We start from the raw sequence: 14,171 nt of genomic DNA, 5'->3' as shown, positions 1-14,171 counted from the left end.
GACATCCGGGACAGCCGGGACATCCGGGACATCCGGGACATCCGGGACATCCGGGACATCCGGGACATCCAGGACATCCGAGACATCCGAGACACCCCGCACGCCCCGCACGCCCCGCACACCCTGCACACCCCGCACACCCCGCACACCCCGCACACCCCGCACACCCCGCACACCCCGCGCGGCCGCACCCCGCCGCCGCTACGCGCGCACGACCGTCACGCCTGCCGCCTCAATAGGCTTCGTCAGCGCGGCGTCGGTTTCCTTTTCGACCACCACGGTGTGCGCCAGCGTGAGCTCGCCGATCACGAACTGCGACGCCGCGCGCAGCTTCGACTGCGACGCGAGCACGACCGTCTCGGCCGCGCGTTCGGCGAGCGCGCGCTTGATCGCCGCTTCCTCGAAATCGCCGGTGCTGAGCCCCGCGACCGGATGCACGCCCGTGACGCCCATGAAGTACAGGTCCGCATGGATACGCGCAATGCCTTCCATCGCCGCCGCGCCGACGGCGACGATCGAATGCTTGTAGAGCCGCCCGCCGATCAGGATCACGTCGATCGATGGATGCGCGGCCAGCGCCACCGCGACACTCGGGCTGTGCGTGACGATCGTCGCACGCAGGTCGGGCGGCAACTGGCTGACGAGCAGCGCCGAGGTCGTGCCGCCGTCGACGATCGCTACCTGCCCGGGCGCGATCATCTCCGCGGCCCGTCGCGCGATGCGCCGTTTTTCCGCCGTCTCGAGCGCCTCGCGCTGCGCGAACGGCGCAACGGCCAGCGACGCCGGCAGCGCGCCACCATGCACGCGCTGCAGCAGGCCTTCGGCCGCGAGCTCGCGCAGGTCGCGGCGGACCGTGTCTTCGGACACGCCGAATTGCGCGCTCAACTCGACCGCCAGCACCTGGCCGTCGCGCGCGAGTGCGTCGAGGATCGCTTTCTTGCGTTGTGTCGTCAGCATTGTGGTTGCACGAATGTTCTTGAAGTTGCACGAATATGCACGTTACCATGGGCGCCGTCTTTTGTCGAACCGGAGGCTGGGATGGCTGCAACGCGGGACCGTGTCCGCATCGTCGATACGACGGTGCTGTCCGATGACTGGTATGTGCTGAAGAAGGTGACGTTCGATTTCCTGCGCCGCGACGGAACGTGGCAGCGCCTGAGCCGCGAGACCTACGATCGCGGCAATGGCGCGACGATCCTGCTGCGCAATGCCGGGACGGGCGACGTGCTGCTGACGCGGCAGTTCCGGATGCCGGCGTTCGTCAGCGGGCATGACGGCATGCTGCTCGAGGCCGCCGCCGGCCTGCTCGACGACGCGACGCCCGAAGCGCGCATCCGCGCGGAGGCCGAGGAGGAGACCGGCTATCGCGTGCGCGGCGTGCGCAAGGTGTTCGAGGCGTTCATGAGCCCGGGCTCGGTGACGGAGAAGCTGCATTTCTTCGTCGGTGAATACGACGCATCGTTGCGCACCGGCGATGGCGGCGGCGTCGCGGAAGAGGGCGAGGATCTCGAGGTCGTCGAGATGCCGCTGCAGGCGGCGCTGGACGCGATCGAGCGCGGCGAGATCGTCGACGGGAAGACGATCATGCTGCTCCAGTACGTCGCGCTGCGGGAAACCGCCGGCGCGCGCCCGGCATGATGCCGCTGCTCGTGCTGGTCGCCGGCCCCTATCGCAGCGGCACGGACGGCGACCCCGCGCGCATCGCCGCGAACCTGCACCGGCTGGAGGAGGCGGCGCTCGCCGTGTATCGCCGTGGACACATGCCGATGATCGGCGAGTGGGTGTCGCTGCCGCTTGCCGTCGCGGCCGGGTCGCGACAGGTCGGCGACGCGATCAGCGAGGCGTTCCTGTATCCGGCCGCGCACCGGCTGCTGCGCCGCTGCGATGCGGTGCTGCGTATCGACGGCGCGTCGCGCGGGGCGGACATGGACGTCGGTCTTGCCAGGCAGCTCGGCAAGCCGGTCTACTTCGCGGCCGCCGACATTCCGGTCGCACAGGACGATTCGGATAGCTGATCAGGTGGGGAGGTACCCGGCTGCGGCGCCTCCCTGCATCGATCGGACGCCCGCACCGACCGGGGCCGGGCGAGCATCGCGTCATGCCGTTGCATCGCGCATGCCGCGCCGCGCGCGAACCGGCGTATGATCGCGACGCCACTCGCGCACCGCCCGACGCTACCGCCGCCCCATCATGCCGCTTTCCGATTCCGTGGACTCCACCGCTGCGGCCGCCGCCGCGCAACTGCCGGCCGACCTCGTCGCTTCCGCCGTTGCTGCGCTCGCGCGCGCCGACGCATTGCTCGTGACGGCCGGTGCCGGCATCGGCGTCGATTCCGGGTTGCCCGATTTTCGCGGTACGGACGGCTTCTGGCGTGCGTATCCGGCGCTGCGCCACGAGCGTTTCGAATTCCACGAGATCGCCTCGCCGCACGCGTTCCGCGCACGCGCGCAACTCGCGTGGGGCTTCTACGGACACCGCCTCGCGCTCTATCGTGCGACGGTGCCGCATGCGGGCTTCGCGATCCTGCGCCGCTGGATCGACGCGATGCCGAACGGCGGCTTCGTGCTGACGAGCAATGTCGACGGCCAGTTCCAGAAAGCCGGCTTCGATCCGGCGCGGATCGTCGAGATCCACGGCTCGATCCATGCAATGCAGTGCCTGAGCCCCTGTTCGGACGACACATGGGAGGCGGCGCCGTTCGTACCGGACGTCGACGAAGCCACCTGCCGCCTCGTCGGCGACATGCCGCGGTGCCCGCACTGCGGCGGCCTCGCGCGGCCGAACATCCTGATGTTCGGCGATACCGGCTGGCTCGGTGCGCGCTACGACGCGCAGGAGCGTGCGCTGGAAGACTGGCTCGCGCAGGCCGGGCGCGTCGCCGTGGTGGAGATCGGCGCGGGCACCGCGATCCCGACCGTGCGCCTGCTGAGCGAACGCCTCGGCGCCGACGTGATCCGCATCAACGCTCGCGAAGCGCATGCGCGTCGTGCGGACGTGATCGGCTTGAAGGGCGGCGCGCTGGCGACGCTGAGCGCGCTCGACGCGGCCTGGCCACGCGCGTGAGCCTGCGGGCGGGCAAGACGATCCGAACGGGCCGGCATCCTGCAGACGGTCGCCGTTGCAGGGGCGCGGTGAATCCGCATACAGTTCAGCGTGTGCCGCCCGCGCACGCGCCACAAGCGTCCGGGAGCGGACCTCGCCCCGGGCAACCGGGGGCCGGCGGCTGACTCCAGCCGCATCATCGACCGGGAGCGCCCTTGTTCTATTCGATCGTCGCGATCTTCGTCGGCGCCGGGCTCGGCGCGTTGCTGCGCTGGTTCCTGAGTCTCGCGCTCAACGAATTCTTTCCCGCGGTGCCGCTCGGCACGCTCGCCGCGAACCTGATCGGCGGCTACGTGATCGGCATCGCCGCCGTCGTGTTCACGACCCGCGTCGGGCTCCCGCCCGAGTGGCGGCTGTTCGTGATCACGGGCTTTCTCGGCGGCCTCACGACGTTCTCGACCTATTCGGTCGAAGTGATGACGCATGCGGTGCAGGGCGAATTCGGATGGGCGTTTGCGGTGGCTGCCCTACACTTGACTGGATCGTTCGCGCTGACGGCGCTCGGCATGTGGACCGCGCGCGCGTGGCTCGCGGCGGCCTGAGCGTGCCGCCATCGGAGGGTGCGATGGACAAGATCTTCCTGCGCTTCTATGTGCACGAGAAGCACCGGCTGCACTGGAAACCGCTATGGGAATGGCTGCTGGAGGAGGCGAACCGGATGGGCGTCGTGGGCGGTTCCGCGTTTCGCGCGATGGCCGGGTTCGGCCAGCATCGCGTGCTGCACGAGGACCGCTTCTTCGAACTGCAGGGGTCGCTTGCGATCGAGGTCGAATTCATCGTCACCGAGGACGAGGCGCAGCGCTTGCTCGACCGGTTGTCGCACGAGAAGGTGCGCGTGTGCTACGCGATGATGCCGGCGCGCTTCGGCGTGATCGACACGCTTGGCGCACCGCCGGCGCAGGGGCCGGCGGCGTAGGGTACGGCGTCAGATCCCGAACATCGTCAGCGACACGGCGGCACGCGTGACGATCATCAGCAGCACCTGCACGATCACGAACAGCAGGATCGGCGACAGGTCGATGCCGCCGAGGTTCGGGATGATGCGGCGCAGCGGGTTCAGGAACGGCGCGGTGAGCTGGAAGAGGATCGGCATCGCCGGCGAACGCGGGTTGAGCCACGACAGCAGCGCCATCAGGATCGTCATCCAGATCACGAGATTGAGCGCCCACTTCACGACGGTGAGCAGCGCGACCACGACGAGCGTCGCGATCACCGAGGCCGGGTCGAAGCCGGCCATCACGACCATCAGCACGACGTAGACGAGCGCGGTGAGCAGCGCGGCGACCACGCTGGCCCAGTCGATGCCGCGTACGCCGGCGATCACGCGGCGCAGCGGCAGCACGAGCCAGTTGGTCGCCTGCAGCACGGCCTGCGTGACGGGGTTGTACGGCGGCACGCGGACGGCCTGCATCCAGACGCGCAGGATCAGCGCGGCGCCGAACAGCGTGAAGACGGTATTGAGCAGAAAACGGGCGATCTCGCCGAACATCGTTGGCATCCTTTTTATACAGTCAGTAGCGTGCGGCCGCCAACGCCGGATGGCGGCGCATCGGCCGACACCTTATCACGCCTCGTCTCGCGACGGGGAGGGGTGCGCGGCCGTGCGCGCGAGCGACGTTTCGACGGCTTCGGCGAGCGCCGGCAGCGACGCCGGCGGCGTGGCGCGCTGCGCCGCGAGCGCGACCGCGCGGCGCGTCAGCAGCGCGTACAGCGTCGCGTGATCGCCGCCGCGCGTTTCAAGCAGTGCCAACTGGCGTTCGACGATGCCCGTGTCGCCGCGCGACACCGGGCCGGAGAGCGCGTTCGCGAGCCCCTTGTCGCGCGCGGTCTCGATCGTGCCGGCCAGCATCGGCAGCAGCGCGCGCAATGCGGCGTCCTCGTCGAAACCGAGGCCGCGCCACAGCTCGACCGCTTCCGCCAGCCCGCACAGCGCGAAGCTCGCCGCGTAGTGTGCGGCCGCGTGATAGAGCATCCGGCCGCCGGCCGGAATCGACAGCGGATGGCAGCCGAGTGCGGCAGCAAGTCGCATCAGCGTCTCGTGCAACGCGCCGTCGGCTTCGATCGTGACCGAGCAGCCGTCGATGCGGGCGAGGTCGGCGTCGGTGCCGCCGAACAGGTAGAGCGGATGGAAGCCGCCGGTGGCCACGCCTTGCTGCTTCGCCGGATCGAGCAGGGCGACCGCCGACGCGCCGCTGCAGTGAACGACGGCTTGCCGCGCGGCGCGCGACGCGTCGAAGTGGAGCGCCGCGGCGGTCGACGCGAGATGGTCGTCGGGCACCGTCAGGAAGATCAGGTCGGCGGCGTCGGCAACCTGCTGCGGCGTGTCGACCGCCTGGCAGCCGTCGATGCGCGTGGCGAGTGCCGCGGCCGACGCGGGCGTGCGGCTCGCGATCGCGACGACCGGAAAGCCGGCCTGCGCGAAGCGCTGCGCAACGCAGCGCGCGAGACGGCCGGCGCCGATGAAGCCGAGGCGGGGTGTGTCGGGGAGGGACATGGCAGCGGACGTAAGCGAAAACGAAGCAACCGCCAGTATCGCAGGAATGACGGCGAGGCCGCGAAAGGTCCCTGTTCGTGCGAACACATGCGTGAATTACCGGTATGCGGTGCGCTCGACGCGTGTATCGGCGCCCGGCGTCACGGTCGATTCACGATCGTGGAATCCGACCCTGAAACATGTCGCACCCGTATCCGGCTTGAAATGTCGGCATCTTGTCTCAAATTTGTAATCGTTCATTACGGTCGCGTGCCCGCTGCGCGCGCCGTATCCGGTAAGACTGACCGGCCATGATGTTGCGACCCGACTCGTCGGACGGAATCGCTCGACCCGCAAGGGTCCCCGCCGGTGCGGCGTGCCACGCCGCACGGCGGCTTCGCCCGCGTGCAATTGCAATTTGCAACAAATGCACGCTACGCGAGGGGCGGGTTTTCGCTACATTGCTTCCATGCGACGTGCATGCCCGCCGTTGCCGACAGGGGCGCATAAAATACCGCTCCAGCAGGAGAATCGAAGTGAAAAAGCTCATTCCGTTCATCGCCGCCGCCGCGCTGGGCCTGGGTGCCGCAAGCGCTGCGCAGGCTCACGTGTCGATCGGGGTCGGCATCGGTATCCCGGTCGCGCCCGCGTATCCCGTCTATGCACCGCCGCCGCCCGTGTACTACGCGCCGCCGCCTCCGCCCGTCTATTACGCACCGGCGCCGGCCTACTACGCGCCGCCGCCCGCCGTGGTGGTCGGCGGCTACTATGGCCGTCCGTACTGGCGTCATGGCTACTATGGTGGCGGCTGGGGCCATCACGGCTACTGGCGTCGCTGATTCGTGCCGCGCGGCTTGACCGCGCTTGGCAAAACGGCGCAACGTCCCGCGAGGGGCGCTGCGCCGTTTTTTCTTTGGAGCCGTGGCCTGACCTCGGTGAGCTACCCGTGCAGGCCGGCTTCGATTACGCCGCGTGCACGATCAGGTCGCGGTAGCCGCCGACGATCACGCTGTACGAGAAATACGCGAACAGCAGCGCCGACGCGATGTGACACGCGCGCATCAGCCCGGCGCCCGCGCGCTTGCGGCCCTGGCTCGCGAGCGTGCACATGAAGAGGGTCCACGCGAGGCCGCCGAGGAAAAAGCCCGACAGGAACACCGACGCGGTCGCCGGCGTGGTCGCGCCGGCCTTCGCGATCAGCGCGCCGCCGACCGCCGCGAACCACAGGATCGCGCTCGGCGACGACATCGCGAGCAGCATCCCGCGCAGGAAACTGCGTCGTGCGCTGGCGCGCGGCTGCGGCGTGTCCTCGGCATCGTCGCCGGCCGCCTTGGCCGGCGTGAGCGCTTCGCGCGCCATCTTCCACGTGAGGAACAGCAGCACGGCACCGCCGCCGATCCACACGATCCAGCGCACCGGCTCGAATTGCAGCAGTACGGCCATCCCGGCGAGCGCGAGCGCCGCATAGACGAGATCGCCGACACACGAGCCGATGCCGAGCCAGAAGCCCGGCCGGAAGCCGTGCGACAGCGTCAGCGACAGCATCGCGACGTTCACGAGGCCGATGTCGAGACACAACGACAGCGACAGAAAAAAACCGTCGGACAGCATGGAGGCGGGCGGAAAAGTCATCTTCGTTGTTCTTGTCGCGATGGCAGTCCACGGGCCGGCAGGCGCCGGCCGCATGGTGTCAGAGACCGATCTCCTGCCAGAGCCGGTCGACGCGCGCCTTCACGGCCGCATCCATTTCGATCGGGCGGCCCCATTCGCGGTTGGTCTCGCCGGGCCACTTGTTGGTCGCGTCCAGCCCCATCTTCGAACCGAGGCCGGCGACCGGCGACGCGAAGTCGAGATAGTCGATCGGCGTGCTGTCGACCATCACGGTGTCGCGCACGGGGTCGACGCGCGTCGTGATCGCCCAGATCACTTCCTTCCAGTCGCGGATGTTCACGTCCTCGTCGACGACCACGATGAACTTCGTATACATGAACTGCCGCAGGAAGCTCCACACGCCGAACATCACGCGCTTCGCGTGGCCCGCGTAGCTCTTCTTCATCTGGACGATGGCCATCCGGTAGCTGCAGCCTTCGGGCGGCAGGTAGAAGTCGGTGATCTCGGTGAACTGCTTCTGCAGCAGCGGCACGAACACCTCGTTGAGCGCGACGCCGAGCACTGCCGGCTCGTCGGGCGGCTTGCCCGTGTAGGTCGAGTGGTAGATCGCGTCGCGGCGCATCGTGATGCGCTCGACGGTGAACACCGGGAACCACTCCTGCTCGTTGTAATAGCCGGTGTGGTCGCCGTACGGGCCTTCGAGCGCGTGCTCGTACTTGGCCGACGCATTGCCGGCCGGGCGCGGCGGTGCGCCGGCCGGAGCAGGGGCGGGGGCGCCTTCCTGCGGATAAATGAAGCCTTCGAGCACGATCTCCGCGCGCGCGGGCACCTGCAGCGTGTCGACGCCGGGCGTCAGGCACTTCGCGAGCTCCGTGCGGCTGCCGCGCAGCAGGCCGGCGAACTGGTACTCGGACAGCGAATCGGGCACGGGCGTCACCGCGCCGAGCGTCGTGGCCGGGTCGGCGCCGAGCACGACCGCGACCGGATACGGCTTGCCAGGGTTCTGCAGCGCGAATTCGCGGAAGTCGAGCGCGCCGCCGCGATGCGCGAGCCAGCGCATGATCAGCTTGTTGCGGCCGATCAGCTGCTGACGGTAGATCCCGAGGTTCTGCCGCGACTTGTTCGGTCCGCGCGTGACCGTCAGGCCCCACGTGACGAGCGGCCCTGCGTCGCCGGGCCAGCAGGTCTGGATCGGCAGCCGGTTCAGGTCGACGTCGGCGCCTTCCCAGACGATCTCCTGGCACGGTGGCGACGATACCGACTTCGGCGCCATGTCCCACACGGCCTTCGCGAGCGACAGCAGCTTGCCGGCGTCTTTCAGGCTCTTCGGCGGATCGGGTTCCTTCAGCGCGGACAGCAGGCGCCCGAGATCGCGCAGCGAATCGAGCGCGGCGTCGTCGCCGGCATCGACGCCCATGCCGAGCGCGACGCGGCGCGGCGTGCCGAACAGGTTGCCCAGCACCGGGAAGTCGTAGCCGGTCGGCGCGTTGAACAGCAGCGCAGGGCCGCCGGCGCGCAGCACGCGGTCGCACAGCTCGGTCATTTCGAGCACGGGCGACACGGGCTGCGTGACGCGCCGCAGTTCGCCGAGCGCCTCGAGGCGCTGGATGAAATCGCGTAAGTCTTTGTATTTCATGAAGATGGTCCGGGCCACCCGCCAGGCGGGCAGCGATGGGTGGGCACAGCGGCTGGCTGTGACCCCGAATCGACCGACGATTTTACCCGCGCCGCCGCATGCCCGCCCGGCGGAGAAAAAAGTCGACTGCGCGCAAACCCCCTACGGCACGGGGCTTGCGATCTGAAGAGCACCGTTAAATTACTTTTTGTTATGATTTCAACGTTTTATAGTGTTGACGATCTATAAAACCCTGCTAGAATCCGCTCACATTGGCTGCAGGGTAAAAGGCTTCGAGCCGCCAATCACCGATCTTTGACGCAGCGCGTCACCGTCCGCCGAATCCTGCACGGCGTATCCGACGGCTTGAGTTGTAGTCCCGGCCAGCGCCACCAGACGCTGGTTTTTTACGTGGGTGCCACCGCGTATGCCCGCCTCGCCCAGTGTGCGAAGGCGCCGGCCCTCTTACACCGTGGCCTCGAACGGTACTTATACCGTTTCCCCGATGCTTGCACGCCCCAACCAAAGCGTGCGGCGTCGTGATTCCGCGGCGCGTTACCTGTCTCGCCATCGAGCTGAGCGAGCCGCACGAGTCATGTTCATGGGAGATGATCTGAATGAACGCTTGGTTATCGTGGCGTCCTAGTGAGCAGCATGCGCAGTTCGTGCGCAGCATGCTGCGTCGCGGGACGCGTGTCAGTCACCATCTTTTCAGCGTTGTCGGCTGTCTCGCTGTCGCAGTTGCACTTGCACTGTGGCTGCTGCCAACCGTCCGCGGCACGCTTGCCGCGAAGCTGATGCCGGTCGTATCCGCGGCCGTGCAAGCTGGCCCGGCCCGTCTGCTGACCGGCCATCCGCTGCCGAACTTCGCGCCCGCCGGCGCGCAGCCGCAGCAGGAAGACAACAGCCCCGAAACGGACGCGCTTGCGGTCGGCCTCGACGTCGCACCGGAAGCCGCCGCCACGCAGGGCGATGCGTCCGATCCGGCCCGTAGCGGCCCGTCGCCCGTCGCGCTTGCGAAGCTGATCCCGACCCAGCGCGTGGCAGCCGATGCGCGTGACGACCGTGCGCTCGCATCGAATCGCGAACAGGCGCTCGTCGCGACCTACCTGTCGCGCCGTTACCGTGTCGCCCAGGAGCCGCTCGGCCAGCTCGTCAAGGCTGCGTTCCAGACCGGCCGTGACGTCGGCCTTGATCCGCTGCTGCTGCTGTCCGTGATGGCGATCGAGTCGGGCTTCAACCCGTACGCGGAAAGCGGCGTCGGCGCGAAGGGCCTGATGCAGGTCATGTCGAAGGTCCATTCCGACAAGTTCGAGTATTTCGGCGGCACCGATACCGCGCTGCAGCCGCTCGCGAACCTCCAGGTCGGCGCACTCGTGCTGAAGGACTGCATCGCACGTGGCGGCTCGCTCGCGACCGGCCTGCGCATGTACAACGGCTCGACGAACCCCGAGGACAACGGCTACGGTTCGAAGGTGATGGCCGAGCGCGGTCGCCTGCGTGACGTCGCGCGTGGCCGTAGCGTGCCGGTCAATGCACCGCAGGCACCGGCGAAGCCGATCGTCACGGCCGCTGCCGTGACGGCAGCCGCAGGCGGCGCGAAGCGCGTGCATGCGACGCTCGAAACCTCGGCGAAGTCGACGGCATCGAAGGAGGCCACGTCGCAGGACGACGCAAGCGTCGATACCGCGAAGCAGGCGCACAGCGACCATTCGGAGCTGGGCGCGTAACTTACGCACACCTCCGGCAGGCAGGAAAGGAAAAAGGCACCCGATCCGGGTGCCTTTTTGTTTTTGCGGTATGCGGAATGGCCGCCGCACCGGCCGCGTGTCAGTGCTGCCCGAACAGCGTCGCGAGTCGGTCGACCGCTTCCTCGAGCCGCGAGTAGGCCGTTGCATAGGACAGGCGGATATAGTCGCGTGGCGCATGGACGCCGAAATCCATGCCGGGCACCAGCACGACGCCCGCGTCGTGAAGCATCGCCGTCGTGAGCGCGGCGCTGTCGCCGGCTGCCGGGTGGGCGACGCCGCCGCAGTGCGCATAGACATAGAACGCGCCGTCCGGCATCACCGGCACCGTGAAGCCGAGCCGTTTGAGCGCCGGTGCGATGAAGTCGCGGCGGCGCTTGAATTCGAGGCGGCGCGCTTCGTAGATATCGAGCGCGGCCGGCTCGAAGCACGCGAGCGCCGCGTGCTGCGCGAGCGCGGACGGGCAGATGAACAGGTTCTGCGCCAGCTTCTCGAACGTGCCGACCAGTGCGGGCGGCACGACCAGCCAGCCGAGCCGCCAGCCCGTCATGCTGAAATACTTGGAGAAGCTGTTCACGGTGACGACATCGTCGCCGAACGACAGCGCCGACACGGGCGCCGCGTCGTAGCTGAGCCCCTGGTAGATCTCGTCGACGATCGTGAAGCCGCCGCGTGCGCGCACGGCTTCGACGATCCGCTTCAGTTCGTCGGGTTCGAGCGACGTGCCGGTCGGGTTCGACGGCGAGGCGAGCAGCACGCCGCGCGTGCGGTCGCCCCAGCGCGTACGGACGTCGTCCTCGGTGAGCTGGAAGCGCGCGTCCGGGCCGCTCGGCACGAGCACCGCGCGGCCTTCGGCCGCCGCGACGAAGTGCCGGTTGCACGGATACGACGGGTCGGGCATCAGCACCTCGTCGTCACGCCCGACGAGCGCGAGGCACGCGAGCAGCAGCGCGGCCGACGCGCCGGCCGTCACGACGATCCGTTCCGGACTGATCGTGAGGCCGTACGCGCGCGCGTAGTGCGCGGCGATCGCCTCGCGCAGCGGCGCAATGCCGAGCGCGCTCGTATATTGGGTGACGCCGCGGCGCAGCGCGGCCGCGGCCGCTTCGACGACCGGCTCCGGCGCAGTGAAATCCGGTTCGCCGATGCCCATGTGGATAACATCGCGCCCGGAGGACTCGAGACGCTGTGCCTCCTTCATCAATTCCATCACGTAGAAGGGCTGGATCGCGTCGACGCGTGCGGCGAGTCTGACGAGCGAATCGGTGGCGGTATTCATCGGGCGGGCAGGGCGAGGGAGGCGAGGCAAAAAGAAAAAACGGGCGCATGCGCGCCCGTTCCGGACCAACGGGTTCAGCCGTTGCGGCGCGCCTGCGTTTCGGCGGGGCGCAGCTTCGCGGCGAGCTTGTCGAGCACGCCGTTCACGTACTTGTAGCCGTCGGAGCCACCGAACGTCTTCGCGAGTTCGACAGCTTCGTTGATGATCACGCGGTACGGCGTTTCGACGTGGTGCGTGAGCTCGAACGTCGCGATCAGCAGCACGGCGCGTTCGACCGGCGACAGCTGCTCGATCGGGCGGTCGAGCGACGGCGTCAGCGCTTCGACGAGCGTGGCGTGCTCGCGGATCACGCCGTGCAGGATCGCCTCGAGCAGCTCCTTGTCAGCCTTGTCGTAGCCGAGCGCGCCGCGCAGTTGCGCGTCGATCTCACCGGAGGACGCGTTCGACAGCAGCCACTGGTACAGCCCCTGCGTCGCCAGCTCGCGCGATTGTCGGCGGGCGCTCTTCTTCATGCGCGCTCCTCTTCGTCGTCTTCGTCTTCTTCTTCCTCGTCGTCGTCGCCGAGCTGGTCGAGCGCCATCGTCAGGTTGGCCATCTCGACGGCGACGCGTGCGGCGTCACGACCCTTTTCGGTCATGCGCGCGACGGCCTGCTCGTCGTTTTCGGTCGTCAGGACCGCGTTCGCGATCGGCAGGTTGAAGTCGAGGCCGATGCGGGTGATGCCCGCGCCGCTCTCGTTCGACACGAGTTCGAAGTGGTAGGTCTCGCCGCGGATCACTGCGCCGAGCGCGATCAGCGCGTCGAACTGGCCGCTTTCCGCGAGCTTCTGCAGCGCGAGCGGGATTTCCAGCGCGCCGGGCACCGACACGAGCAGCACGTCTTCACCGGTGACGCCGAGGCGTTCCAGTTCCTCGACGCACGCGTCGGCGAGGCCGTTGCACACGGGCTCGTTGAAGCGCGATTGCACGATGCCGATACGCAGGCCGTCGCCTTCGAGATTCGGTTGGTATTGTCCGATTTCCATGATCTTGTCCGTGGTGTGGATGAACGGTTATAGGGCGAAAGCGCCGTGGCGGGTTACGCGTTGGACGCCGGGCAGGACTTGGCTTCGCCGCCGGGCATCGGAATGAAGCCCGTGACCTCCAGGCCGTAGCCGGACATGCTGCCCAGCTTGCGCGGATTCGACAGCACCTGCATCTTGCTGACGCCGACATCGCGCAGGATCTGCGCGCCGATGCCGAACGTCTTGAAATCAACCGGCCGGCGCTTGAGCGCAGCGGCCTTTTCTTCCTCGTCGAACGCCTTGAAGACGTCGATCAGGTGTTCCTTCGTGTCGCCGCAGTTGAGCAGCACGATCACGCCGAGGTCGCGTTCCGCGATCTCGCGCATGGCGGCGTCGAGCGTCCACGAGTGCGTCGACACGCCCGTCTCGAGCAGGTCGAGCACCGACAGCGGCTCGTGCACGCGCACCGGCGTATCGACGTCCGGCGACGGCGCACCGCGCACCAGCGCGATGTGCGGCGAGCCGCTCGGCTGGTCGCGGTACAGCACCGCGCGGAACGTGCCGTGCGCGGTCTGCATCGTGCGCTCGGCGATCCGCTCGATGATCGATTCGGTGCGGCTGCGGTACTGGATCAGGTCGGCGATCGTGCCGATCTTCAGGTTGTGTTCCTGCGCGAACTCGATCAGGTCGGGCAGGCGCGCCATCGTGCCGTCGTCCTTGATGATCTCGCAGATCACCGCGGCCGGCGTGAGGCCCGCAAGCGCGGTGAAGTCGCAACCGGCCTCGGTATGGCCCGCGCGGACGAGCACGCCACCCGGCTGCGCCATGATCGGGAACACGTGACCCGGCTGCACGATGTGCTCGGGACGCACGTCATGCGCGACCGCCGTGGCGATCGTGCGCGCACGGTCGGCGGCCGAGATGCCGGTCGTCACGCCTTCGGCCGCTTCGATGCTGACCGTGAAGGCGGTGCCGTACTGCGTGCCGTTGCGGTAGGTCATCAGCGGCAGGTGCAGCTGCTTGCAGCGTTCCTGCGTCAACGTCAGACAAACCAGGCCGCGGCCGTACTTGGCCATGAAGTTGATCGCTTCCGGCGTGACGAATTCGGCGGCGATCACGAGGTCGCCCTCGTTTTCGCGGTCTTCTTCGTCGACCAGGATCACCATCCGGCCGGCTTTCAGCTCGGCGATGATGTCGAGCGTGGAGGCGAGCGTCATAAGGGGGCGTGAAAGAGGAAAGTGCGTATTTTACGCCAGCCGGACGACGTTTCGGCTGGCATGGGCCGCGCGTGGCCGGCAAGCGCTCCGGAAAGCGCCGCGGCCGGCCTGCGCGGCAGGCCA

16 protein-coding genes are annotated in these 14,171 nt (G+C 68.2%); 7 read left to right on the top strand and 9 right to left on the bottom strand.

Going from position 1 to position 14,171, the window contains the following annotated elements:
- Positions 1–201: 201 nt before the first annotated feature.
- A complete protein-coding gene (locus G3O00_RS31630; RefSeq protein WP_206145347.1) occupies positions 202–957 on the bottom strand; it encodes a DeoR/GlpR family DNA-binding transcription regulator in 756 nt (251 codons plus the stop codon).
- An 81-nt stretch (positions 958–1,038) separates the two neighbouring features.
- On the opposite strand from G3O00_RS31630, the gene G3O00_RS31625 reads away from it, so the two are divergent.
- The 5 genes from G3O00_RS31625 to G3O00_RS31605 all read left to right on the top strand — a co-directional run bounded on the left by G3O00_RS31625 (position 1,039) and on the right by G3O00_RS31605 (position 4,018).
- The gene (locus G3O00_RS31625) at positions 1,039–1,638 is read left to right on the top strand and encodes an NUDIX domain-containing protein (protein ID WP_206145346.1); all 600 of its coding nucleotides are present in this window, start codon (positions 1,039–1,041) and stop codon (positions 1,636–1,638) included.
- Positions 1,635–2,015: a DUF4406 domain-containing protein gene (locus tag G3O00_RS31620; protein ID WP_206145345.1), complete on the top strand. Its 381-nt coding sequence runs from the start codon at positions 1,635–1,637 to the stop codon at positions 2,013–2,015. Before G3O00_RS31625 ends, G3O00_RS31620 begins: the two co-directional genes overlap by 4 nt.
- A 175-nt stretch (positions 2,016–2,190) precedes the next feature.
- The gene (locus G3O00_RS31615) at positions 2,191–3,063 is read left to right on the top strand and encodes a Sir2 family NAD-dependent protein deacetylase (protein WP_206145344.1); all 873 of its coding nucleotides are present in this window, start codon (positions 2,191–2,193) and stop codon (positions 3,061–3,063) included.
- A 194-nt stretch (positions 3,064–3,257) separates the two neighbouring features.
- Positions 3,258–3,644 (top strand): fluoride efflux transporter CrcB, encoded by a 387-nt coding sequence (gene crcB, locus G3O00_RS31610; RefSeq protein WP_011351225.1) that lies wholly within the window; start codon positions 3,258–3,260, stop codon positions 3,642–3,644.
- Between the two features lie 23 nt (positions 3,645–3,667).
- A complete protein-coding gene (locus tag G3O00_RS31605; RefSeq protein WP_174931139.1) occupies positions 3,668–4,018 on the top strand; it encodes a DUF190 domain-containing protein in 351 nt (116 codons plus the stop codon).
- Between the two features lie 9 nt (positions 4,019–4,027).
- On the opposite strand, the gene G3O00_RS31600 is transcribed toward G3O00_RS31605, so the two are convergent.
- Positions 4,028–4,591, bottom strand: coding sequence for a YggT family protein (locus G3O00_RS31600; protein WP_011351227.1), 564 nt, complete (start codon positions 4,589–4,591; stop codon positions 4,028–4,030).
- A gap of 75 nt (positions 4,592–4,666) precedes the next feature.
- A complete protein-coding gene (locus tag G3O00_RS31595) occupies positions 4,667–5,596 on the bottom strand; it encodes a DUF2520 domain-containing protein (RefSeq protein ID WP_206145343.1) in 930 nt (309 codons plus the stop codon).
- A 515-nt stretch (positions 5,597–6,111) separates the two neighbouring features.
- Between G3O00_RS31595 and G3O00_RS31590 the strand changes: the two genes are divergently transcribed.
- Positions 6,112–6,414: a hypothetical protein gene (locus G3O00_RS31590; protein ID WP_041492762.1), complete on the top strand. Its 303-nt coding sequence runs from the start codon at positions 6,112–6,114 to the stop codon at positions 6,412–6,414.
- 124 nt (positions 6,415–6,538) lie between these two features.
- On the opposite strand, the gene G3O00_RS31585 is transcribed toward G3O00_RS31590, so the two are convergent.
- On the bottom strand, positions 6,539–7,207 hold the full coding sequence (locus G3O00_RS31585) for a LysE family transporter (protein ID WP_206145342.1): 669 nt from the start codon (positions 7,205–7,207) through the stop codon (positions 6,539–6,541).
- A 58-nt stretch (positions 7,208–7,265) separates the two neighbouring features.
- On the bottom strand, positions 7,266–8,822 hold the full coding sequence (locus tag G3O00_RS31580; RefSeq protein ID WP_011351231.1) for a UbiD family decarboxylase: 1,557 nt from the start codon (positions 8,820–8,822) through the stop codon (positions 7,266–7,268).
- Between the two features lie 596 nt (positions 8,823–9,418).
- Between G3O00_RS31580 and G3O00_RS31575 the strand changes: the two genes are divergently transcribed.
- Positions 9,419–10,531 carry a lytic transglycosylase domain-containing protein gene (locus tag G3O00_RS31575; protein ID WP_206145341.1) on the top strand — a complete coding sequence of 371 codons (1,113 nt, stop codon included), beginning with the start codon at positions 9,419–9,421 and terminating at the stop codon, positions 10,529–10,531.
- 100 nt (positions 10,532–10,631) lie between these two features.
- Here the strand turns inward: G3O00_RS31575 and G3O00_RS31570 are convergent, their stop codons facing one another.
- The 4 genes from G3O00_RS31570 to ribBA form a co-directional block, all read right to left on the bottom strand.
- Positions 10,632–11,828: a pyridoxal phosphate-dependent aminotransferase gene (locus G3O00_RS31570; protein ID WP_206145340.1), complete on the bottom strand. Its 1,197-nt coding sequence runs from the start codon at positions 11,826–11,828 to the stop codon at positions 10,632–10,634.
- 74 nt (positions 11,829–11,902) lie between these two features.
- Entirely contained in the window at positions 11,903–12,340 is a 438-nt protein-coding gene (gene nusB / locus G3O00_RS31565) for a transcription antitermination factor NusB (RefSeq protein WP_011351234.1), read from the bottom strand.
- Positions 12,337–12,852 (bottom strand): 6,7-dimethyl-8-ribityllumazine synthase, encoded by a 516-nt coding sequence (gene ribH / locus G3O00_RS31560; RefSeq protein WP_089450082.1) that lies wholly within the window; start codon positions 12,850–12,852, stop codon positions 12,337–12,339. Before ribH ends, nusB begins: the two co-directional genes overlap by 4 nt.
- A gap of 53 nt (positions 12,853–12,905) precedes the next feature.
- Positions 12,906–14,048 carry a bifunctional 3,4-dihydroxy-2-butanone-4-phosphate synthase/GTP cyclohydrolase II gene (gene ribBA, locus G3O00_RS31555; protein WP_011351236.1) on the bottom strand — a complete coding sequence of 381 codons (1,143 nt, stop codon included), beginning with the start codon at positions 14,046–14,048 and terminating at the stop codon, positions 12,906–12,908.
- Positions 14,049–14,171 lie beyond the last annotated feature (123 nt).

Source organism: Burkholderia sp. Ac-20384 (assembly GCF_017104605.1).
Lineage (GTDB): Bacteria > Pseudomonadota > Gammaproteobacteria > Burkholderiales > Burkholderiaceae > Burkholderia > Burkholderia lata.
This window is presented reverse-complemented; position numbering and strand designations above follow the sequence as displayed.